At 71.2% G+C, this 22,403-nt stretch carries 18 protein-coding genes; 7 read left to right on the top strand and 11 right to left on the bottom strand.

The genetic code is table 11. The features are described from left to right. Positions 1-34: 34 nt before the first annotated feature. Both AC07F0_RS16475 and AC07F0_RS16470 read left to right on the top strand, forming a co-directional pair. Positions 35-1,183 carry an aldose epimerase family protein gene (locus AC07F0_RS16475; protein WP_478979432.1) on the top strand — a complete coding sequence of 383 codons (1,149 nt, stop codon included), beginning with the start codon at positions 35-37 and terminating at the stop codon, positions 1,181-1,183. Positions 1,184-1,345: 162 nt separating this feature from the next. Then, positions 1,346-3,139 (top strand): pyridoxal phosphate-dependent aminotransferase, encoded by a 1,794-nt coding sequence (locus AC07F0_RS16470; protein WP_478979429.1) that lies wholly within the window; start codon positions 1,346-1,348, stop codon positions 3,137-3,139. A gap of 83 nt (positions 3,140-3,222) precedes the next feature. Here AC07F0_RS16470 and AC07F0_RS16465 read toward each other — a convergent pair whose 3' ends face one another. From AC07F0_RS16465 to AC07F0_RS16445, 5 genes are all read right to left on the bottom strand, one after another. Beyond that, the gene (locus AC07F0_RS16465; RefSeq protein WP_478979426.1) at positions 3,223-4,662 is read right to left on the bottom strand and encodes a family 43 glycosylhydrolase; all 1,440 of its coding nucleotides are present in this window, start codon (positions 4,660-4,662) and stop codon (positions 3,223-3,225) included. Then, positions 4,644-5,624 (bottom strand): arabinan endo-1,5-alpha-L-arabinosidase, encoded by a 981-nt coding sequence (locus AC07F0_RS16460; protein ID WP_478979423.1) that lies wholly within the window; start codon positions 5,622-5,624, stop codon positions 4,644-4,646. Before AC07F0_RS16460 ends, AC07F0_RS16465 begins: the two co-directional genes overlap by 19 nt. A 186-nt stretch (positions 5,625-5,810) precedes the next feature. Continuing rightward, a complete protein-coding gene (locus tag AC07F0_RS16455; RefSeq protein WP_478979420.1) occupies positions 5,811-6,362 on the bottom strand; it encodes a YciI family protein in 552 nt (183 codons plus the stop codon). A 173-nt stretch (positions 6,363-6,535) separates the two neighbouring features. Continuing rightward, entirely contained in the window at positions 6,536-7,189 is a 654-nt protein-coding gene (locus AC07F0_RS16450) for a DUF4360 domain-containing protein (protein ID WP_478979417.1), read from the bottom strand. Positions 7,190-7,529: 340 nt separating this feature from the next. Then, positions 7,530-8,024: an RrF2 family transcriptional regulator gene (locus AC07F0_RS16445; RefSeq protein ID WP_478979414.1), complete on the bottom strand. Its 495-nt coding sequence runs from the start codon at positions 8,022-8,024 to the stop codon at positions 7,530-7,532. Positions 8,025-8,066: 42 nt separating this feature from the next. Between AC07F0_RS16445 and AC07F0_RS16440 the strand changes: the two genes are divergently transcribed. Further along, on the top strand, positions 8,067-11,039 hold the full coding sequence (locus AC07F0_RS16440) for a glycoside hydrolase family 35 protein (RefSeq protein ID WP_478979411.1): 2,973 nt from the start codon (positions 8,067-8,069) through the stop codon (positions 11,037-11,039). 126 nt (positions 11,040-11,165) lie between these two features. Then, a complete protein-coding gene (locus AC07F0_RS16435) occupies positions 11,166-12,236 on the top strand; it encodes a hypothetical protein (RefSeq protein WP_478979408.1) in 1,071 nt (356 codons plus the stop codon). A gap of 16 nt (positions 12,237-12,252) precedes the next feature. On the opposite strand, the gene arfA is transcribed toward AC07F0_RS16435, so the two are convergent. From arfA to AC07F0_RS16415, 4 genes are read right to left on the bottom strand one after another with little or no spacing between them, the layout of a single operon-like run. Beyond that, entirely contained in the window at positions 12,253-13,767 is a 1,515-nt protein-coding gene (arfA, locus tag AC07F0_RS16430) for an arabinosylfuranosidase ArfA (protein WP_478979406.1), read from the bottom strand. A 59-nt stretch (positions 13,768-13,826) separates the two neighbouring features. Continuing rightward, positions 13,827-14,681, bottom strand: a complete 855-nt coding sequence (locus AC07F0_RS16425) for a carbohydrate ABC transporter permease (RefSeq protein ID WP_478979403.1) — start codon at positions 14,679-14,681, stop codon at positions 13,827-13,829. Next, positions 14,678-15,619: a carbohydrate ABC transporter permease gene (locus tag AC07F0_RS16420; RefSeq protein ID WP_478979400.1), complete on the bottom strand. Its 942-nt coding sequence runs from the start codon at positions 15,617-15,619 to the stop codon at positions 14,678-14,680. Before AC07F0_RS16420 ends, AC07F0_RS16425 begins: the two co-directional genes overlap by 4 nt. Next, positions 15,616-16,974, bottom strand: a complete 1,359-nt coding sequence (locus AC07F0_RS16415; protein WP_478979398.1) for an extracellular solute-binding protein — start codon at positions 16,972-16,974, stop codon at positions 15,616-15,618. The genes AC07F0_RS16420 and AC07F0_RS16415 overlap by 4 nt, the downstream gene beginning before the upstream one ends. Before the next feature lie 237 nt (positions 16,975-17,211). Here AC07F0_RS16415 and AC07F0_RS16410 point away from each other — a divergent pair, with 237 nt between their 5' ends. Genes AC07F0_RS16410 through AC07F0_RS16400 form a run of 3 tightly spaced genes read left to right on the top strand, consistent with a single transcriptional unit; the run spans position 17,212 to position 20,431 of the window. Further along, entirely contained in the window at positions 17,212-17,811 is a 600-nt protein-coding gene (locus AC07F0_RS16410) for a toxin-antitoxin system, toxin component family protein (RefSeq protein WP_478979395.1), read from the top strand. Next, positions 17,808-19,028 (top strand): MAB_1171c family putative transporter, encoded by a 1,221-nt coding sequence (locus AC07F0_RS16405; RefSeq protein WP_478979392.1) that lies wholly within the window; start codon positions 17,808-17,810, stop codon positions 19,026-19,028. Before AC07F0_RS16410 ends, AC07F0_RS16405 begins: the two co-directional genes overlap by 4 nt. Beyond that, positions 19,025-20,431, top strand: a complete 1,407-nt coding sequence (locus AC07F0_RS16400) for an NAD(P)/FAD-dependent oxidoreductase (RefSeq protein ID WP_478979389.1) — start codon at positions 19,025-19,027, stop codon at positions 20,429-20,431. The genes AC07F0_RS16405 and AC07F0_RS16400 overlap by 4 nt, the downstream gene beginning before the upstream one ends. 122 nt (positions 20,432-20,553) lie before the next feature. On the opposite strand, the gene AC07F0_RS16395 is transcribed toward AC07F0_RS16400, so the two are convergent. Together AC07F0_RS16395 and AC07F0_RS16390 are read right to left on the bottom strand one after the other, a co-directional pair. Continuing rightward, positions 20,554-21,405 carry an SMP-30/gluconolactonase/LRE family protein gene (locus AC07F0_RS16395; RefSeq protein WP_478979386.1) on the bottom strand — a complete coding sequence of 284 codons (852 nt, stop codon included), beginning with the start codon at positions 21,403-21,405 and terminating at the stop codon, positions 20,554-20,556. Beyond that, on the bottom strand, positions 21,402-22,175 hold the full coding sequence (locus AC07F0_RS16390; protein WP_478979383.1) for an IclR family transcriptional regulator: 774 nt from the start codon (positions 22,173-22,175) through the stop codon (positions 21,402-21,404). Before AC07F0_RS16390 ends, AC07F0_RS16395 begins: the two co-directional genes overlap by 4 nt. Positions 22,176-22,403: the final 228 nt, after the last annotated feature.

The raw sequence follows: 22,403 nt of genomic DNA, 5'->3' as shown, positions 1-22,403 counted from the left end.
TCCCACGCAGTTTCCCAATGAAGCGGAGCCGCACATGGAACTGAACAGACGCACGGTCATCGCGGGAGCCGCGGCTGCGGGCTTAGGCGCCACCACGCTCGGCGGCACGGCACACGCGACGGGAGGAAGGAAGCCGGTGAAGTCGCTCTTCGGCAAGCTCGCCGACGGCACCAAGGTCCACAGCTGGTCGCTGCACAACGGCGGCACCCGCCTGAAGGTCCTCTCCTACGGGGGCATCGTCCAGTCCCTGGAGATCCCCGACCGCCGCGGCCGCTACGCCAACGTCTCCGCGGGCTTCGACAACATCGACGACTACGTCGCCAAGAGCCCGTACTTCGGCGCGCTGATCGGCCGCTACGGCAACCGTATCGGCCAGGGCAAGTTCACCCTCGACGGCAAGAACTACCAGCTCTCCGTCAACGACGGCGAGCAGAGCCTGCACGGCGGCGCCAAGGGCTTCGACAAGCGCGTGTGGGACGTCGAGCCGTTCACCGAGGGCTCCGACGTCGGCCTGCACCTGTACTACACGAGCGTCGACGGCGAGATGGGCTACCCGGGCACGCTCAAGACGAAGGTGACCTACACCCTCACCCGGCACGGTGACTGGCGCATCGACTACGAGGCCACCACGGACAAGGCCACCGTCGTCAACCTCACCAGCCACGTCTACTGGAACCTGGCCGGTGAGGGCAGCGGCACCATCGAGGACCACGAGCTGCAGATCACGGGCTCCCGCTTCACGCCCACCGACTCGGGTCTGATCCCGACGGGCGAGCTGGCGAAGGTCGCGGGCACGCCCTTCGACTTCCGCAAGGCCAAGCCGATCGGCCGGGACATCCGCGTCTCCCACCCGCAGCTGGTCACCGCCAAGGGCTTCGACCACAACTGGGTCCTCGACAAGGGCATCACCGCCCGCCCCGAGCACGTCGCCACCCTGCGCGACCCGGCCTCCGGCCGCACGATGAAGATCGCCACGAACGAGCCGGGCCTGCAGTTCTACTCCGGCAACTTCCTCGACGGCACGCTGACCGGCCCGTCGGGCCGCACCTACCGGCAGGGCGACGCGCTCTGCCTGGAGACGCAGCACTTCCCGGACTCGCCGAACAAGCCGTCGTTCCCTTCGACGGTGCTGCGGCCCGGGCAGACGTACCGGACGACGACGGTCCACACGTTCGGCTGCTGACCGTCTTCACAGGTGGCACACATTTTCCTGAGGGAAACGTCAGTGGTTGAACAGTGTCACCGCAGCCTCCGTATCTAAGGGCGGCCCGCGCTCCCCCGCGCGGGCCGTCCTTAAACGTCGGGTCCGGTCGTCCCCAGCGGATCCGCCCTATACGGAGGTTCCATGGCCGACAACGTCACGTCGCTGTTCCGCAGCACCGCGGCGCACAGCCCGTCGATGGCGGCGTTGACACGTGAGGGCGGCGAGGGCGCGGGACCGGTGGACTTCTGCATCCCCTGCAACCCGTACTTCCCGACCCCGGCCATGTTCGACGAGATGTCGGCCAGACTCCGCGACATCATCACGTACTACCCGTCCAGCGCCGACACCATCACGGCGGAGCTGTGCAGCCTGCTCCAGCTGCCGCCGCAGTGCGTGGCGATGGGCAACGGCTCCACCGAGCTGATCACCTGGATCGACCACCTGCTCGTCCGCGAGTCCCTCGCCATCCCGGTCCCCACCTTCGGCCGCTGGACCGACCAGCCCATGGAGACCGGCAAGCGCGTCGACATGTTCCCGCTCCAGGAGTCCAGCGGCTTCGCCCTCGACCTCGCGCAGTACGCCGAGTTCATCCGCGCCCGGGGCACGCGCGTCGCCGTGATCTGCAACCCCAACAACCCCGACGGCGGCTTCCTGCACAAGCACGCCATCGTCCAGTTCATGGACGCCATGGCCGACCTCGACCTGGTGGTCATCGACGAGTCGTTCCTGGAGTTCGCGGACGCCGAGGCCGAGCCGAGTGTCGTGCAGGAGGCGATGCTGCGGCCCAACGTCATCGTGCTGCGCAGCCTCGGCAAGAACTTCGGCCTGCACGGCATCCGCTTCGGCTACCTGGTCGCCAACCCGGCGCTCGCCGGGCGGGTCCGCTCCATGCTGCCCAAGTGGAACCTCAACTCCTTCGCCGAGCATGTCGTCTTCATGCTGAAGGAGCACGGCGCCGAGTACGCGCAGAGCCTCCAGCAGGTCCGGCGCGACCGCCTCGACATGGCCAGCCAGCTGTCCGCCCTGCCCGGGCTGACGGTCTACCCGTCGCAGGGCAACTTCCTCTTCGTGCGCCTCCCCGTGGGCGCCGAGGGCACCGTGGTCCGGGACCGGATGCTCACCGAGCACCGGATCCTGGTCCGCGAGTGCGGCAACAAGATCGGTTCGTCCAGCCGCTTCCTGCGTCTCGTCGTGCGCCCCCAGGTGGACGTGCGTCGCCTGGTGTCCGGCCTGGAACTGGTGCTCTACGGGACGTCCAGGAGGGGAGCCGCCGTACCCGAGCTGGGCAACGGGACCAGCTACAGCTCGGGTACGGCGGCAGTGGACCGTCTGGTGAGCGAGACCAACGGATCCGGCATGCGCGGCCTTGCCGCTCAGGCCACCGGCGGCGGCCTTCCCGGGCCCGCCGCCGCTCCGGCTGCCGCCGGCACCGGTATGCCGCTCCCCGCCGCCGCGTCCGCCGTGCCGGCGGGTGCCGTGTCCGCCGGGCCGGGCGGTGGGATGCCGATGCCGGCGGCGGCGCAGGCCGGGCAGGGCGGGCAGACAGGGCCGGGTGGGCAGTCCGGGCTGGGTGGGCAGTCCGGGCAGATGGGGCAGCAGCAGATGCCGCGGGCCGTCCCGCAGTCCATGCCCCAGTCCGTGCCGCAGCCAGCTCCGCAGCCCGTGCCGCAGCCGACCCCGCAGCCGGCGCCCCAGCCCATGGCCGCGCCGTCGCCGCCGCTGGCGCCTGTGGCGCAGGCGCCCGCTCCGGTCCCGGCGCCTGCCCCGGCTCCCGTGCCGGCCGCCACCGGGCCTACGCCGCCGGGGGTTCCCGCGCGGGGTGGGTTGACGGCGGCGCAGGTCAGGGGGACGAATGGGCTTTCGCCTGCGCCGGCGACCGGGTGGCCGGGGGCGCAGGCGTGGCCCAATGCGGCAGGGATGGGGCAGGCCGGGTAGTTCGGCGGGTGCGGGTGGGGTGTGGCTTGTCGCGCCCACGCGGCGGAGCCACACATCGGACACAGCCCCACGCCCCTGACTACTTAAACCGCTGTCAGTTTCCACTGCTGGCAGGTGTTGTTGAGCCATGACCACTGGCGTACATCGGCGCTGTCCGCCGTGGAGCAGTCGGCGACGTCGGCCACCTTCCCCGTGGCCTGGTTGGCGATGCGGACGTAGCCGCTGTCCGTGGCGATGAAACGGAACCGCTGGCACGTGTTGTTCAGCCACGACCACTGGCGCAGATCGGCTCCGTCGGCGGCCGAGCAGTCGGCGGTGTCGAGGACCTTGCCGGTGGCGACGTTGACCAGGCGGTGGGTGTCGTCGCCGAGGTCCTCCAGGCGCCATCGCTGGTTGGCGTTGCCATTGCAGGCGTACTGCATGACGTTGGCTCCGTCGGCCGACGAACCGCCCGCCACGTCCAGGCACTTGCCGCTGTTGCGGTTGGTCACCCTGTACGTCGTCGAGGTGCTGGAGGGCTCCCCGGAGGGCCCGGGGAGGGAGGCTCCCAGCCGTACCGGCGTGCCGAAGTTCGGCGTGCCGTCGGAGTTCCAGGTGAACTTCTGCGCCCGGGTCGTACGGCCGTTGTCGCAGCCCTCGGAGGCGGAGTCGTTGGCGTGGTAGACGATCCAGTTCTCGCGGCCGTCGGGTGAGGTGAAGAAGCCGTTGTGGCCGGGCCCGTACACCCCGTTCGCGTCACTGCGCTGGAAGACGGGCGTGGACTTCTTCGTCCAGGAGGAGGCGGACAGCGGGTTGGAGCCGGTGAGCTCCAGTTGCCCGAGTTTGTAGTCGGGCGTCCAGCAGCCGCTCGCCGAGTAGACCAGGAAGGTCCTGCCGCCGCGTTGCAGCACCTCCGCGCCCTCGTTGACGGTGCCGCCCTGCCGTTCCCAGGCGTACGTCGGTGTCGAGATCGTCGCGTAGGAGCCGCTGACGGTGTACGGGGTGGACATCGGCGCGATGACGAGGTTCTGCGTCCCGCCGGTGGTGATCGCACTGCCCAGCATGTACAGCCGGCCGCCCACGTTCATCAGGCTCGGGTCCAGCATCCAGGCGGAGTTGAGCTGCCCCTTGTAGGTGTAGGGGCCCATGGGGTCGGACCCGGCGCTCTCCAGCACGTGGCTGCGCTGCGTGGGGTTGTAGTCGGACACGTTCTGCCCGGCGACGTAGTACAGGTACCAGCGGCCGCCCACGAAGTGCAGCTCCGGAGCCCAGATGTTGCAGCACCGGGAGGCGGCGTCGCCCTTCCACACCTGCACGCTGGGCGCGGTGGAGAGCCCGGCGAGGGTGGCGGACTTGCGGATGGTGATGACGTCGGTCCAACTGGTCGTCACCAGGTAGTAGTTGCCGTCGTGGTAGGAGATCCAGGGGTCGGCGCCCTTGACGGACTTGACCGGGTTGGCGAACGAGGCGGCGCTCGCGGTGGGCTGGCCGGCGGTGAGGGCGAGCAGCAGGACGGCCAGCAGGGTCAGTAGGCGACGGGCCATCCGCTGCTCCAGTTCAGGAGGTTGACGCCGAGCTTGGGCGTGCCGCCCGCGTTGCCGTCGTAGTAGTGGTAGACGATCAGGTCGCCGTCGGCGTCCTTCAGGATCGACTGGCCGCCGGGGCCGATGACGCTGCCGTGCGATTCGAGGACGGGCGTGCCGCCGTTGTTCATCAGGTCGACGCCGTTCTTGTCGCGGTACGGCCCGGTGATGCCGGACGCGCGGCCGACCTTGACCTTGTACGTCGAGCTGGTGCCGTTGCAGCACGTGTCGTACGAGGCGAAGAGGTAGTAGTACCCGTTCCGCTTGACGATGAAGGGCGCCTCGACGGCCTTGGTGCCGGTGGGGCGGGAGGCGAGCGAGTAGCGGGTGGTGTGGGAGGAGAGCTGCTTCCCGGTGGACGGGTTGATCTGGATCATCTTGATCCCGGTCCACCAACTGCCGAAGGACAGCCACCACTTGCCGTCGTCGTCCACGAACAGGTTCGGGTCGATGGCGTTGAAGTCGCTGGCGGAGTTCGACGTGTAGACCGTGCCCTGGTCGGTCCAGCTGCCCGGTTGGCCGGTGCTGGACGTCGCGAGGCCGATGGCGGAGGTGTTCGAGCCGAACTTCGAGACGGAGTAGTACATCAGGTACTTGCCGCCGTGGTACGAGATGTCCGGCGCCCAGGCCTCCGGGACGGAGGAGTAGCTCCGCCACCAGCCGGGCCGGCTGGAGAAGGCGTCACCGCCGTTGCGGAAGGCCGTGCGGTCACCGGACGTCTTACTGGCGATGCCGCCGCCGGTCGCGTAGAGCAGGTACTGACCGGACGAGGTGCGGACCATCGACGGGTCGTGGGTGACGATGTCGCCGGTGACCCGGCCGGGGTTGGGGTACGCGGACGCCGCGCTCGGCATCAGGGCGAGCAGGGCGGCGGCGGGGAGGGCGAGCAGGGCGGTTCTCCTGCGCAGGATGGAGCGGCTCATACGGTCCTCCTTGCGGTGGGGGAAAAGCTGACCGATATTTCGAACAGCGATCGCAAGTTCGAACGGACCGTAGAATCGAACCCGTTGCGCGTCAATGGTCCGCGCAGCAACGAACCGCTCGGCTGACGTCGGCACACGGACCGGCACATAGCCCGGAACGCAACCCGGAACACTGACCGGCGTTCGTCACCGCCGTCCGCCGAACTCCCAGGCGTGCACCTCGACATCGGCATAGCGCCCCCGCGTCAGCACCCCGCGCGCCGTCTCCCCGTCCGGTGCCCGGACCAGCGCCGCCGTGCCCAGCCAGGCGGAGCCGTCGTCGGAGAGCAGGGGGCCGTAGGCGATCAGGTCGTCCGAGTCGGGTGGCGTGTCGAGGCCGGCCGCCGCCTGGGCCGAGCCCAGCCCGAGAACGAGGTAGCGGTTGCCCGTCGTCGGGCCGCCGGGGAAGTCCCACATGGTGCGGCCCAGGACGTTGTGCCAGCGGCGCAGCATCACGTCCCGGTACGCCCCGGCCTGGTAGTTGGGCTCGTCGAAGGCGAAGGCGCGGGCGGTGGCGGGGTCCGGCAGGTCGAGGATGTGGACGCTGCCGGTGGGGGTTTCGCCGTCAGCGGCGAAGGTCGGGCCGCGGGCGATCATCTCGGCCGTGTACCGGTCCATGTAGGACCAGTGCCGCTCCAGCAGCTCCTGGCGCAGCGGCAGCGAGCCGGGGCGATCGCGGTGGTAGCAGAAGAACTCCATGCACGCAGACCCTTCCCCAAGGCCCGGCAGCAGCTCAAGCAGGTTTCCGGGGCGGGTGCCGGCGTACAGGCGGTCCGGCAGCAGCGCCGGTTCGATTCGCCCGGCAGTTGGGCAACCGCGCATGATTGGGCGGCCCACCCGGCCCAACGACCCGGTGGGCCGCCCCCATCCCGTCAGGACTTCCCCGGGCACTCCTTCCACGCCATGTGGTACACCGTGCTGATGTCCCCGTCCGTCGAGTCCATCGTCATGAAGCTGACCTTGTCTGCCGACTGGGTGCCGGCGTTGACCCGGAGTTCGGTGTTGATGTTGAAGTTGCGCTGGACTCCGCAGGGCGCGTAGACGAGTTGGGCCCAGTCCGTCTCGTCGGTCGCCTGCCAGTTGTCGTTGTAGGGGCCGCTGAAGGGGTGGTTCCTGGACACCGTGCTCGGCGAGCCCTGGAAGTAGTACGAGGCCCGCTGGGAGCCGCTCGCGCCGCGCTGGAGGGAGGCGAAGCCTCGGTAGTCGGCGCTGGCGATGGCGTACGTGAAGCCCTGCGGCACGTGGACGATCAGGCTGAGCTGGCAGTTCCTGCGGAACGCGGTCGGGTCGGAGCCGCCGCCGGCCTGGGCGAGGTAGTCGCTGTAGGTGACGGTGAACGCCGTGTTGTCCTCGGAGACGGCGACCGCTGCCGTGCCCTGCGGGCAGCCGGAGCCGTTCACGGTGGCGACCTTGATGACGATCTTGTCCGGGGGCGGGTCGACGAACCCGGGGGACGGGGGTTGTGCGGGGAGTGCGCTGGTGAGGAGCGCGGCGATCGCGCCGCTCAGAAGCAGGCCACCGGCCATGGTTCTCCCATCCGTTCGTGGGGGGTGGAACGCCGAGTAAGCATGGGCATGTCAAAGCGACAGCTCATGTACACCCGGCCTGTGACCATTCCATGAAGGACCTGTGAAGGCCGGGAGCGGTCGCATCGTACGCATGGCGGAGGGGCCCGGCCAGGGCGGTCTCCGGCCATTCACAGTGGCGGAATCACACCGGGACGAGGGGCGCGGGCCCGTCCCCGCGTGCCCCGTCGACACCAGCAGTACCGGCGGGCGCATAAGGTGCGTTACCAGTGCGTCAGACCCAGGACACCTCGAGGACGCGATGAGGATCACCCAACGGCACCCCCGCGGACGCGGCCCGTCACGGGTTCTCCCAGGCCGCCGGTTCCGCCGCCGCCCGCTCCACCGGCTCGGGCAGCGCGCCCGCCGCGCGGTCGGCGATCGTCACGCCCTCCAGGATCCCGCGCACCTCGGCCCGCAGGGCGATCCACAGCGGCAGCAGCGGCTCGGCCGTGCCGGCGTGGGCGAGGCCGGCCGGGGGCTCGCCGCGCACCGGGACGATCGGTCCGTCCACGGCCCGGATCACGTCCGCGACCGTGATCCGAGCGGCCTCCCGGGCCGGCCGGTAGCCGCCGCCCCCGCCGCGCCGGCTGTCGACGACACCGCCGCGCCGCAGATCGCCGAGGATCCCCTCCAGGAACTTGTGGGGGATGTCCTGCGCGGTGGCGACGGCCTCCGTCTTGACCGGCCCTTCGCCCTGCCGGACGGCCAGTTCCACGACCGCTCGTACCGCGTAGTCCCCACGTGCCGAGATCCTCGTACGACCATGGTCGCGGTCCCGTAGACAATGACCCACCAGCACCACGTACGGCACGGCAGCACAACAGGAGGCGCTCCCTTGGAGCTCAGCAGGCGTACCTTCCACGCTCTCGCCGGCACGGCGGCGCTCGGCTTCGCGCTGACCGGCAGCGGGTCGCCCACCTCCGCCAACCCGGCACGGACGGTGCGCACGGGCCCGCCGCCCCCGGTGCCGAGCGCCGACGGCAGGCGGCACGAGGTCGGCTTCGACCGGTACTCGCTGCTGGTCGACGGCCGCCGCCTGGTCCTCTGGTCGGGCGAGCTGCACCCCTTCCGGCTGCCGAGCCCGTCCCTGTGGCGGGACATGCTGGAGAAGATGCGTGCCCACGGCTACAACGCCGTCAGCGTGTACGTCGCCTGGAACTACCACTCCCCCGCCCCCGGCCGGTACGACTTCACCGGTGTGCGCGACCTGGACCTGTTCCTGCGCATGGCCGCCGAGACCGGCCTGTACGTGATCCTGCGGCCCGGCCCGTACATCAACGCCGAGGTCGACGCCGGCGGCTTTCCCGGCTGGCTGACCGCGACCGAGGGCACGGCCAGGACCTCCGACCCGACGTATCTGCGGTACGTCGACGAGTGGCTGACCGCCGTCAACGCCGTCGTCGCGAAGCGCCTGTTCACGCGGGGCACGGGCACGGTGCTGCTGTACCAGATCGAGAACGAGTACGACGCGCACGTCGACGAGCCGGCCGGGCGCGCCTACATGTCCTACCTGTACGAGAAGGTCCGCGCCGACGGTATCGACGTGCCGCTGTTCCACAACGACAAGGGGCGCAACGGGGCCTGGGTGCCTGGGTCGTTCGGCACCGGCGGGGAGAAGGGGCGCTGGCTGTACGGGTTCGACGGGTATCCGGAGCCGGACGAGGTGCCGCCCGACTGGGGGCACTTCGGGGCCGGCGGGACGAAGGGCGGGGCCACGGCCAGTCCGCGCACGCCCGGGTTCCTGCCCGAGTTCGGCGGGGGCTGGTTCGACCCGTGGGGCGGGTCCTGGTTCGACGGGAAGGGCTACGCCGAGGCGCGCCGGACCCGGGACGCGGCGTACGAGCGGCGCTTCCACCTCACCAACCTCGCCAACGGCATCACGCTGCACAACGTCTACATGACGTACGGCGGCACCTCCTGGGGCTGGCTGCCCGCGCCGGCCGTCTACACGTCGTACGACTACGGGGCCGCGTTCGACGAGGCCCGCAACGCCACCCCGAAGCTCGCCCCGATGCACCAGATCGGGCAGTTGCTGCGGTACGTGCCGGACCTCGCCAGGCTGAACCGGGCGAAGGCCGTACGCGCCGCCGACGAGCGGATCAAGGTCTACCACCTGGCCAACCCCGACACCGGCGCCCACTTCTACGTGCTGCGCAACGACTCCGGCGAGGCGGTGTCCTCGACGCTGCCGGACGCCGGGATCGACGGGCCGGTCACGGTCCCGGCGCGGGACGCCAAGCTGATCGCCGCCGGGCTGAAGCTCGGGCAGCGGACGCTGGTGCACGCCACCGTGCAGCCCATGCTGAGCCTGACCGCCGGGCGGCAGGAGATCGCGGTGTTCGCGGGCCGGCGGGGCGATCTGGCGCAGGTCGTACTGGACTGCGCGGACGAGCCGACGCCCATGCGGCTGGACGCGGAGCCCGCGTGGTCCTGGAACCTCGGCAAGCTCAACGTCACCGCTCCGCTCGGCGCCGGCGGGCTGAGCCGGGTGCGCGTCGAGGGCGACGGCGTGGACACGCCGATGCTGCTGCTGTTCGCCGACGATGCGACGGCCCTCAGGCTGTGGCCGTACGAGACGCCGTCCGGCTCGCTGCTCGTCTACGGCCCGGCGCTGCTGCGGTCGGCCACGCTGCGCGGCTCCACGGTCCACCTCACCGGCGACACCACCGCGCAGACCGGCCTGGAGGTGTGGGGGCCGCGCGGGATCACCCATGTCACGTGGAACGGGCGTCCGGTGCCCACCCGGATCAGCGCCTCCGGCAGTCTGCTGGCGCTGCGGCCGCTGCCCGGCGTGGCCCGGCCGGCGCTGCCCGCCCTCGACGGCTGGCGGCGGCGGACCGAGAACCCGGAGGCCGAGCCCGGCTTCGACGACTCCGGCTGGACGGCGGCCGACAAGAAGACGTCGTTCAGCACGACGCCCGTGCCCGACGGGCAGCCCGTCCTGTTCGCCGACGACTACGGCTTCCACTACGGCGACGTCTGGTACCGGGGCGAGTGGACGGACGGACGCGGCCTGGAGTCCGTGTCCCTCGACTACAGCACGGGCACGCAGGGCCTGCTGATGGCCTGGCTGGACGGCGAGCCGCTGGGCACGCACCGGATGCCGGTGCCGGACAAGGACCAGGCGCGGCAGGGCACGTGGACGGCGAAGGCCGCTTTCCGCCTGCCGAAGGAACTGCGGAAGAGGTTGCATGCGCAGGGCCCGGGGCAGCGGCATGTGCTGTCCGTGCTCGTCCGGCCGATGCAGCACGACATGGACGGCACGTCGCGCGACACGCACAAGGCGGCGCGCGGGCTGACCGCCGTGACCTTCGAGGGCGCCTCCCCGAAGGTGACCTGGCGGATCCAGGGCGCGTCGGCGCCCGATCCCGTGCGCGGGCCGATGAACAACGGCGGGCTCCACGGGGAGCGCGAGGGCTGGCATCTCCCCGACTACGACGACGGGGACTGGAAGGACGCCGAACTGCCGCGTGCCGACCGGCGGCAGGGCGTCACCTGGTACCGGACGGACTTCCGGCTCGATGTCGAGCCCGGCGTCGACGCCTCCATCGGGCTCGTCCTCGACGACGACCCGAAGCGGGCCTACCGCGTCCAGATCTTCCTCAACGGCTGGAACATGGGCCAGTACATCAACGACGTAGGGCCGCAGCACACGTTCGTGCTGCCGAACGGGATCCTGCGCACACGTGGTGCCAACACACTGGCGTTGGCGGTGCTGTCCGACGGGACCACACCGGCGGGGCCGGGGGAGGTGCGGCTGACACTGCTGGGGGCCGCCGCCGGAGGGGTGCCGGTCACGCCGGTGTGACCGGATCGAGCCGTCCCCGTGCATTGCCTTCTGGGGCAGGCTGGGCCACCGTTTGGCCTTTCAGGGCTGCCGACAAGGGAGGGGAACCTCGTGCGAAGACGGCGTTTCATCGGTGGATTAGGCGGAGTGGTCGGGGCCGGGCTCGGGCTCGCCCCGATGCGGGGCGCGACGGCCTGGGCGGCTCCCGGGCTCCTGGGTGAGGCCCGCGAGTGGGAGGTGGTCGCCACCCCCGCGGCCACCCCGGCCGCGCATCTGCTCGACGTGGCGGCATCCGGTCCGGACCTCGCCTGGGCCGTGGGCGAGGAGGGCCGCAACGGCGGTGTCCGGGGGACGGCGCTGGCCCTCGTGTGGGAGGGCACGGCCTGGCAGCGCACCGGCCCCGCCTTCAGCGGCTATCTGGGCTCCGTCGCCGCCGCGTCCGACGGCCGCGCCTGGGCCGTCGGCTCCGACACCTCCGGCACCGCCCGGCTGCTCACCTGGGACGGACTGACGTGGCGGGAGGCCGACTTCCCCGGGCGCGGGGCGCCCAGCACGTCCCTCGCCGCCGTCACGACCGGCCCCCGGGGCCACGTCTGGGTCTCCGGCCGGAACAGCGACGGCTCGGTGCTGCTGCACGGTCATCTGGACAAGTGGACCTGGCTGGAGGCACCCCCGGCCACGACCACCGTCCCGCCCTACGGCATCCACCGCGCGCCCTGCGGCGACGTCTGGGTCTACGGCAGCGAGCTCGTCGCCCGCTGGGACGGAGCGGCCTGGACCGTGCTGCCGGCGCCCGGCGGAATCCGCGCCGGCTTCACCGGGCTGCTCGCGGTCGCCCGCGACGACATCTGGATGACGGGTTACGACTACGGCGTCGGCGGCCCGCCCGGCAAGCCCCCGGGCGTCCGGCTGCTGCACGGGGACGGCAGCGGCTGGGAGAGCGTGACGGCGCCGTTCGGCGTGGGCATGCTGAGCGGCATCGTGGGCGACGCGCAGGGACGGCCCGACCGAATCGCCGGGTGGGACTTCTGGGACCAGACCCGGGCCCACTACCTGCGGTGGGACGGCACGGCCTGGGTGAGCGAGCGGGGGCCGGTGGCCACGACCCCCGTCGTCATGAACGCCCTTGCGACCGTGCCTGGTTCGGGCGGCTACTGGGCGGTGGGGACGACGTCGTCCTCGCCGTCCTCGTCCGCCCGGCTGCACATCGAACGCTGACGCGCCGGACCGGCTGTCACGCCAGCCGGATCACGTTCCAGGACAGCGGCTCCAGGACGGCACTCAGCGTGCCGTCCCGGAGGGCCGTGCCGTCGACCGCGTGCGGGGCCACCCGCTCGGGGTCGTCGAGGGTGTTGCGGGCGTCCGGGTCGGCGTCGGCGAGGGCGCTGTGCTCGACGACCGACGACAGGTCGAGGCCGTTCAGCGCGACCTCCAGCGGCAGCGACTCGGTGCGGCTGCGGTTCACCGCGAAGACCGTGACCGTGCCGTCCTCGGCGCGCACGGCGGTGGCGTGCAGCAGGTCCGTCTCGCCGTACTTCTTCGTCTCGTACGTCGGCGAGTCCACCCGGACGTCGAGGACCTGGCCGCGGCCATACCTGGCGGCCTGGGCGAACGGGAAGAACGTCGTCTGCCGCCAGGCCGGGCCGCCCGGCTCGGTCATGATCGGCGCGATGACGTTGACGAGCTGGGCCAGGCAGGCGACCGTCACGCGGTCGGCGTGCCGCAGCAGGGCGATGAGGAGCGAGCCGAAGACCACGGCGTCGGTGACGCTGTAGTTGTCCTCCAGGAGTCGGGGCGCCTCGGGCCAGTCGTCCTGCTCGAAGGTCTTCGCGTGCGACTCCCACTCGGGGAGGTACCAGACGTTCCACTCGTCGAAGGAGAGGTTGATCCGCTTCTTCGACTTGAGCTTCGCGCCCACGTGGTCGGCGGTCGCGACCACGTTGTCGATGAAGGACTCCATGTCGACGGCGGAGGCCAGGAAGGAGTCGATGTCGCCGTTCTCGGGCCAGTAGTAGGCGTGCAGTGAGATGTAGTCGACGAGGTCGTACGTCTCCTCCAGGACGGTCGCCTCCCACTCGGCGAACGTCGGCATGGACTGGCTGGAGGAGCCGCAGGCGACGAGTTCGACGCCGGGGTCCATCTGGCGCATGGCCCGGGCCGTCTCGGCGGCGACGCGGCCGTACTCCTCGGCGGTCTTGTGGCCGGTCTGCCAGGGGCCGTCCATCTCGTTGCCGAGGCACCACAGCTTGATGCCGAAGGGGTCCTTGTCGCCGTGGCTGACGCGGAGGTCGGACAGGGCGGTGCCCTGGGTGTGGTTGGCGTACTCCTGGAGTTCGAGGGCTTCCGCGACGCCTCGGGTGCCGAGGTTGATGGCCATCATGGGCTCGGCCTGGGGGCCGATCTTGCGGAGGAAGTCGATGTACTCGGAGAGGCCGAAGCGGTTCGGCTCCGTCGAGTGCCAGGCGAGGTCGAGGCGGCGGGGGCGGTTCTCCGCGGGGCCGACCGAGTCTTCCCACTTGTAGCCGGAGACGAAGTTGCCGCCGGGGTAGCGGACGGCGGTGACGCCGAGTTCGCGGACGAGGTCCAGGACGTCCTGGCGCAGGCCCTTGTCGTCGGCCGTGGGGTGGTCGGGTTCGAAGATGCCGGTGTAGACGCAGCGGCCGAGGTGTTCCACGAAGCTGCCGAAGAGGCGGGGGTTGACCTCGCCGACGGTGAAGGCTGGGTCGAGAGTGAAGCGGGCGGTGTGCATGTTCGCCTTTCGGGGTGAGTGGTTCTGCTCGGTGGCGGCTGTGGGTTCGGGGCGACCGGCTACTGCCCTGCCAAGCCCGTATGGGCCACGCCCGCCACTATCTGCCTCTGGAAGAACACGAAGACGATGATCAGGGGCAGGCCCGCCATCAGGCCGCCGGCCATGAGCTGGGCCCACTGGATGCCGTAGGAGTTCATGACGGTCGCGATGCCGTTCGGCATGGTCATCAGGTCGGGGTTGTTGGTCACCATGTACGGCCAGAGGAAGTTGTTCCACGAGGCGATGAACGTGAAGATGCCGACCGCGGCGAGGGAGGGGCGGGAGAGCGGGAGGACGATGGTGAAGAAGACGCGCCAGCGGCCCGCGCCGTCGATGAAGGCGGCCTCCTCCAGTTCGCGCGGGATGCCCTGGAAGAACTTGTAGAGGATGTAGACCATCGCGGCGGGTGCGCACTGCGGCAGGATCATGCCCCAGTAGGTGTCGACCATGCCCAACTGCTGGACGGTGGTGAACAGCGGCACGCCGAGGACGGCGGGCGAGATCATCAGGCCCGCCATGACCAGGCCCATCAGGGCGTTCTTGCCGCGGAACTCGGTGCGGGCGAAGCCGTATCCGGCGAGTGCGCTCACCAGCAGCACCACGGACGTCACGCAGACCGAGACGACCACGGAGTTGACGAACCAGTTGGTGATGTTGCCGGTCTCGAAGAGGGCCTTCCAGGCCTGGCCGGTGAAGTCCCGCGGGAGCCAGTGCGGCGGTACCTCCACCGCCTCGGTCTCCGACTTGAGGGAGGTGAACAGGGCCCAGGCGAAGGGGGCCAGGAAGGCGGCCGAGACGGCTGCGCCGAGGAGGGTCAGGACGATCTGACTGGGGGTCCACGGCTTGCGGGGCTTCACCGGTACGGCGGTGGTCATCGGGCGCTCTCCTCACGGTTGCGCAGCAGCCACATCCGGGCGAGGGCGACGGCCGCGATGATCACGAAGAAGATGACGGAGATCGCGGAGGCGTAGCCCACGCGGTAGCTGGTGAAACCCTCTTCGAGGGTGTACTGGACGAAGGTGCGGGTCGATCCCTCGGGCCCGGGGAGGAAGTCCATCATCACGACGGCCTGGTCGAAGACCTGGAGCGAGGCGAGGATCTGGAGGGCGACGACGAGGCCGGTGATGTTGCGCAGCATCGGCAGGGTGATGTGGACCATGCGGTGCCAGGCGTTCGCGCCGTCGAGCTTGGCGGCCTCGTAGAGGTGGCCGGGGATGCCCTGGAGCGCGGCCAGGTAGAGCAGGAAGCTAAAGCCGACCGTCCACCACAGGGTCTGGATGACGATGGCGAGCATCGCGTACGACTTGTCGGTCAGCCACGGCGTCTCGATGCCGAAGACGTGGTTGATCATTCCGGTGCCGGGGTTGAACAGCCACTGCCACAGGTTGGCGGCGACGGTGGACGGCAGCAGGAACGGGGCGAAGAAGCACAGCCGCCACAGCCACGTGCCGCGCTCGATGTGGTGGGCGAGCATCGCCAGGAGGAAGGCGAGGACCGTGATGCAGGGGACGACCAGAAGCGTGAAGTACGCGCTGTGGCCGAGGGAGTCCCACATCAGCGGGTCCTTGAGGGCCTCGCGGTAGTTGTCGAGGCCGACGAAGCTCGCGCCCTCGCCCGAGATGTTGGCGTCCGTGAAGCTGAGGTAGACACCGCGCAGCAGCGGCCAGATCACGAAGAGCGTGAACAGCAGGAGGAACGGGGCGACGAACCAGCCGCCGTGCTGGAAGCCCTGCGGCCGGCGGAGGGTGGCGCTGTCGGCGGCGGTCCTTGCGCGGGAGGGTGCGGTGATGGTCTGGGCGCTGGTCGCCATCATGCGGTCGCACCTCCTTGTGCGGCTGTGCGGCCGTCCATGGGGTTCTTCATGGCGAGCAGTTGGGTGAGTGTGCTCTTCATCCGGCGGGCGGCGGTCTCCGGCTTGGTGGAGCCCGTCGTCGAGGCGACGACGACCGGGCCGACGCGCTGGGCGAGGATGCCGGTGGAGCCCGCGAACCACACCTTCGGCTCGGTGGCCTGGTGGTCCATGGCCGAGACGTACTCGCTCTGCGGGTTCAGCGCCTTGTACGCGGCGGTGGACAAGGTGGGCGTGTAGGCGGGGATGTGGCCGCCGGCGGCCCACTGCCGGGCGTGCCGGACGACGTATGCGGCGAGCCGGTGGGCCGCCTCGTTGGTGGCGCCGCCGCGGTCGGACTGGTGCGGCAGGACGAAGGCGTGCGACTCGGCGTGGGTGGCCGGCTTGCCGAAGACGGGCGGCAGCGGGGTCGCGCCGAAGTCGACCTTGGCCCCGGAGTAGACCGGTACCGACCAGTTGCCCTCCCAGACGAAGGGGGAGCCGTTGACGAACTGTTCGGCCCCGGCGAGGCCCGCGAAACCCGGGTCGCAGTAGCCGTCGGTGATGTGCCGACGCAGGAACTGAAGGACCTGGGTGGCCTTGCCGGTGTCGAAGGTGACCTCGGTGTGGGCGGCGTCGAACCAGGTGCCGCCGAGCTGGGTGTAGAAGGCGACGAAGAACCACCACTGGAAGTTCTGGTCGGTGGACCACATGCCGATGGTCTGCAGCCCCTTCCTGGTGGCCTTCTTGGCCTCCTTGAGGACGTCGAACCACTCGTCGGCGGAGGTGACGGGCACGATCCGGCCGTCGTCGCCGAGCAGGCCCGCCTTCTTCAGCACGTCCTTGCGGTAGAAGCAGAGCTGGACGTGGATGTCGAGCGGGAGGGCGTAGAGCTTGCCGTCGATGACGGCGCGCTTCCACAGGGCGGGGCTGAAGTCGGCTTCCCGTACGCCGTACTTGGCGAGCAGGCCGACGTCCCAGGGGTCCAGGAAGCGGCCGGGTGAGAAGCCCGTGACCCGGCCGAGGTGCATGACGCCGAGGTCGGGTGCGCGGTTGCCCGCGGCGGCCATGGCGAGCTTGGTGTAGAAGGGGCTGCCCCACTGGAGGGTGGAGTCCTTCACCGCGATGTCCGGGTTGGCCTTACGGAAGGCGTCCAGCATCGCGATCATGTTGTATCCGTCGCCGCCGCTGAAGAGGTTCCAGTAGCGCACGCGGGTGTCGGCGTCGGCGGCGAGTGCGTCGGCGCCCGTGCCGACGGCGGCGAAGCCGAAGCTGCCCGCGACGAGGAGTCCTCCGAGCCCGCCGAGTAGCTGCCTGCGATTCAGGTCAGGTCGTCCCATGCCCTGCCCTTGCTGTCGTGTTCGATATACCGGAAGGTGCTCGTGACTTCGAACGGGACGGTAAAGAGGAAGCGCTTTCTCGTCAATGGTCGGCCCGGAGCTTTGGGCACGACTTTCGAGCAGGAAAGGTCGTTCCCCGCTGCACTACCGGCACCGGATCGCATGACGCGAACACTTTCGGGCGCGTAGGCTCGGACGCGCGGCCAAGCCGCCGGCCGGCGCTGAGAAGGGGGAGCGATGGACATCGCGGGCGCGCGAGTGCGAGCCGCCACCGCGCTCAGGCGCTCGCGACGTGGTGCCGCCATGCGCCGCCTGGCCACCGAACTCGCCGCCGCGGTCCGGGCGCGGGAGCAGGTCCCGGACGGCGTGCGGTCGTTGTGCCGGGCGCTGTGCGAGGAGATGAGCGCGCGGCGGGGCGGGCGTCCGGTCGAGCTGCGTTTCGAGCGGTTCCCCGACGAGATCGACGTGACCGGGCTGTGGGTGGAGTTCCAGGACTTCGACCTGGTCATCGTCGAGGAACGGGCCGAGGCGATGCAGCAACTGGTCATCCTCGGCCATGAGTTGTGGCATCTGCACGCGGGGCACGGCCACCACCATGTCGCCGGTACGGCGGCGGCCCGGGCCCTGGACCGCGAGCCCGGCTGGAAGTCCGTGGCACTGACGGTGGCGGCGCGGGACGGCTCGCGCGAGCGGGACGAGGCCGACGCCGACGCGTTCGGGCACCGGCTGGCCGCCGCGTTCCGCTCCTTCGCGGACGGCACCGCCCGGGACGAGCCGAACGCCGCGCTCGATCCGGTGCGGCGGTCGATGGGTTACCGCGGAGGCGGCGCGCGATGACCCACGCACGGGACGTCCTCGACACCTTCTCCGTCTCCTTCTGGCTGCCGATCGGCGCGCTGACCGTCGCCCTGGTGATGAAGCTGCCGAGCCTGGTGAGGATGTGGCGGGACCCGATGCTGCGGGCCGTCGGCGGGCTGCTGCTGTTCGCCTGTGCCGTGTTCGTCTTCGCGTCCCCGTCGGTCATCGGCTGGACCAACCGCGTCACCGGCGTGCCGAACATCGCGGCACCGCTGGTCTATTCGCTGCTCACCGCGCTGTGCGCGTCCTGGCTGCTGCTGATCGTCGCCTGGCGCAACGGCCTGGCCGACCGCTCGGCCTCCACGCGCCGCGCCGCAAGCTGGGTCGTCTTCGCCTACGCGGGCGTGGTCGTCGCCCTGTGGGTGCTGTTCTGGCTCGCGGACGTCCCCGTGGAGCGCCGCCGGGACCTGGACACGTACTACGCCACCACGCCCTTCATGCGCGAGGAGATCCTGCTCTATCTCCTCGCGCACACCGTGGCCTGTTCGGTCACGGCCCGGCTGATCTGGAACTGGGTGCGCACCGACGGCCTCGACGCCTGGCTGCGCTGGGGCCTGAGGTTCCTGGGCGTCGGCTACGCGACGAACCTGCTCTTCGACGTCGCCAAACTCACCGCCGTCATCGCCCGGATGACCGGCCACGATCTGGACTGGCTGAGCACCTACCTGGCGCCCTCGGCCGCCTGCCTGTCGGCCACCATGGTCGCGATCGGCTTCATCATCCCGCACGGCGGTCAGTACCTGCACGAGCGCTGGCGCATCCGGCTCGCCCACTGGCAACTGCGGCCCCTGTACCTGCTGCTGCGCACCGTGAACGGCGGCGGTGCCCCCTTCGCCCCGCGCGCCACCGGCGAACTGCGCCTGATCCGCCGCGAGACGTACATCCGCGACGTGCTCCTCCAGCTCTCCCGGCACCTCGACGAGGACCTGCGGGAACGCTCCTACGCCGCTGCCCGGGACCTCGGGTTCGAGCCCGGCCGGGCCAGGGCGCTGGCCGCCGCCGTCACGATCCTGGACGCCGTCGCCGCGCGGGAGCGGGCCCCGCAGTCCGACAGCGCCGCCTCCCCGTCCGGCCCCGACACCGCCTACCTGCTCCAGGAGATCCAGGCCGTGGCCCTGGCCCTGCGTCACCGCGACCACATCGAGGCGGTACGCTCACGCGCGGCCGCCCCCGGGAGAGAGAACGCCCGCGCATGACTGACCGTCCCACCCCCGCCAGAACCGCCGTCGTCCTGGGGGGATCGCACTCCGGCATGCTCGCGGCCCGCGCCCTGGCCGGCTTCGCCGACCGGGTCATCGTGGTGGAGCGCGACGCGCTGCCCGCCGCTCCCGGCCCCCGCAAGGGTCTGCCGCAGGCCCGGCACGCGCACATGCTCTGGTCGGGCGGCGCGCGGGCCATGGAGGAACTGCTGCCGGGGATCACCGGGGCGCTCGGGGAGGCCGGGGCGAACCGGCTGCCGGTCACGACGGACGTCGTCGCCCTGGGGACGCGGGGCTGGTTCCGGCGCTGGGCCGAGTCCCACCACGTGGTCCTCGCCGGCCGGGACCTGCTGGACGCGACCGTCCGCGCCCGGGTCCTGGCCGACCCGCGGATCGAGGTCGTCGAGCGGGCGGAGGCGGTGGGCCTGACCGGCACGGACGCGGCCGTCACGGGCGTCCGCATCCGGCCCTGCGAAGGCGGCCGCGAGCGAACCCTCGCCGCCGACCTGGTCGTCGACGCCTCGGGCCGCGGCTCCCGGGCCGCCCGGTGGCTGACCGCCCTCGGCCTGCCCCTGGCGGAGCGGCGCGAGGTCGACGCGGGCCTGGCGTACGCCAGCCGCCTCTACCTCGCCCCCGAGCAGGCCCGCGACGGCTTTCCCGTCGTCAACGTGCAGCCCGACCGGCGGGACGGCGGACCGGGCCGGGCCGGTTTCCTGCTGCCCATCGAGGAAGGCCGGTGGATCGTCACCCTGTGCGGCACCCGGGGCGGCCGGCCGTCCCCGGAGAACGACGACTTCGTCCGCTTCGCCCGCGAGGACCTGCGCCACCCCGTCATCGGCGACCTCCTCGAACGGGCCGAGCCGCTGTCCGACGTGGCGTACACCCGCACGACCGTCAACCGCCGGCACTTCTACGAGCGGATGCCGGTGTGGCCCGCGAACTTCGCCGTCCTCGGCGACGCCCTCGCCGCGTTCAACCCGGTCTACGGGCACGGCCTGGCCGTCGCCGCGCAGAGCGCCCTGCTCCTGCGGGACACGCTGCGGCGGCACGGCTGGTCGGCTCCCGGGCTGTCCCGGCTGATCCAGAAGGCGGTGTCCCGCCCGGTCGGCGCGGCCTGGGACCTGGCGATCGGGCAGGACGTCTTCTACCCGGGCGCGACGGAGCAGGGCCCGACGCTGCGGGACCGGCTCGTGACGGCGTACGTGGACCGGCTGATGTACACGGCGACGGGCAACGGGCGCATCGCCCGCCGGGTGACGGACGTGACGTCGCTGGAGCGGGGGGCGGGGGTGTTGCTGACACCGTCGGTGATGGTGGCGGCGGCGGTGGGGCCGTTGCGGCCGGCGTTGAGCGGGCCACCGCTGACGGCTGAGGAACGGAAGGCCGCCGGGCTGGCCTAGCCGCGGGCAGTCGTGCCTCCCCCCAGTGCCTCTCGGGCCTGGGACGTGTCCCCAGGGCGGCACGGGTGGGCGCGGCGGCACCCCGCGGCGCCGGGTCGCGCCACCACCCCCACGAGCGGACCTCAGCCTTGGAACGCGGGCTGGGCAACTCCCTTGCCCGCCCGCGGCACCACGAACATTGACCCCGCCAGTGCCGGCGGCTCCGTCAGTCCGGTCCGAGCCGTCGTGACGTACAGATCACTCAGCCCGGCCCCACCGAACGCACAGGCCGTCACCAGCGGCACGGGCAACTCGATCACCCGGTCCAGCCGCCCCTCCGGCGTGTACCTGCGCACCGCCGCCCCCTGCCACAGCGCCACCCACACACACCCGTCGGCATCCACCGTCAGCCCGTCGGGAAACCCCGCGCCGTCCTCGATCTCCGCAAGGGTCCGCCGCCCGGACAGCCGCCCGTCCTCGTAGTCGAAGACGTCGACCCGCCGGGTCGGGGAGTCGATGTAGTACATGAGCCGGCCGTCGGGGCTCCACCCCGTGCCGTTGCTGACGGCCACGTCGTCGAGCACGACATCGACCGAGCCGTCACCGGTGACGCGGGACAGCGTGCCGCCCCCGGGCGCCTCGTCGTAGCGCATGGTGCCGGCCCACAGAGAGCCGTCCGGCGCGACGGCCGCGTCGTTGGCGCGGCGGCCGGGCACGGGCTCACGGTGCAGCCAGCGAAAACCGCCGTCGGGGTCGAGGAGGCCGACCCCGTCGCGCAGGTTCAGCACCAGCCCCCCGCCGGCCCGCGGCTTGGCCGCACCCACGTGCTGTTCCGTCCGGCGGACCGTGCGGCGCCCGGTGGCCGGGTCGTAGGTGTGCACCCGGCAGCCGAGGATGTCGATCCACAGGAGCCGGCCGGCCGCCGCGTCCCAGGTGGGACCCTCGCCGAGGTCGGCCTCGGCCCGTACGGCGACCTCGTACGGCGTCGTCGTCATGCCACGCTCCGGTGGCCAAGGTGCTCGGACAGCTCGGCGGCGCCCTTCGCGGCGAGCTGCTCCAGCTCGGCGCGGCGCTCCTCGCTCCAGCGGATCATGGGCACGGAGATCGACAGGGCGGCGACGACCTGGCCGGTGCGGTCGCGGACCGGCGCGGCCACGCAGCTCACGTCCGGGTTGGACTCGCGGTTCTCGACGGCGAGGCCCCGCTCACGGATCTCGGCCAGGGTCTCGCGCAGGGCGGCCGGGTCGGTGATGCTGTTGGGGGTCATCGCGACCAGCTCGGCGCCGTCGGGGATCCGCGCGGCGAGCTCGTGCTCGGGAAGGGAGGCCAGCAGCATCTTGCCGACGGACGTGCAGTGGGCGGGCAGCCTGCGCCCGGCCGCCGACACCATCCGCACGGCGTGCGTGGAGTCGACCTTGGCGATGTAGATGACGTCCGTGTCCTCGAGGATCGCCACGTGCACCGTCTCGTCGCAGGTCTCGGCGACGGACCGGGCGACGAGCTGGCCCTCGGCCGCGAGGTCGAGCTGCTCGGAGTAGCGGGCACCGAGCTGGTACGGGCGCACGCCGAGCCGGTAGCGTCCGGGCTGGCCGGGCACCGGGACGATGTACTTCCGGGCGGCGAGCGTGGTCACCAGCTCGTGCACGGTCGTGCGCGGCAGCTGGAGCTTGCGCACGATGTCGGGGGCGGAGAGCGTCCCGTCCCCGTCGAGGAAGAGCTCGAGAATGTCGAGAGCCCGGGTCACGGCTGGTACGAGGCGTCCCACGATCGGCCCCCTCCCTAAGTGTTCTCAGGCGCCTGTGCTGGCGATATCAACGTTCGAGATATCAACAGGCGATCGGCATGACGAACACAGGCTAGCCACAGAGGTTTGCCCGGGCAATGGGCAGAGGCCGGCGGGCGGAAACCCGTGAGCACGCCACAGACACGTGGCGTGCACATTAAAGTGCCCTGTGTGCGACACGTCACAGGTGTCGCAAGGGTGGGGGAATCT

It is taken from the genome of Streptomyces sp. NPDC045955 (genome assembly GCF_056430805.1).
Note: the sequence above shows the minus strand (reverse complement) of the source record. Positions and strands in the feature narration are given on the sequence as shown.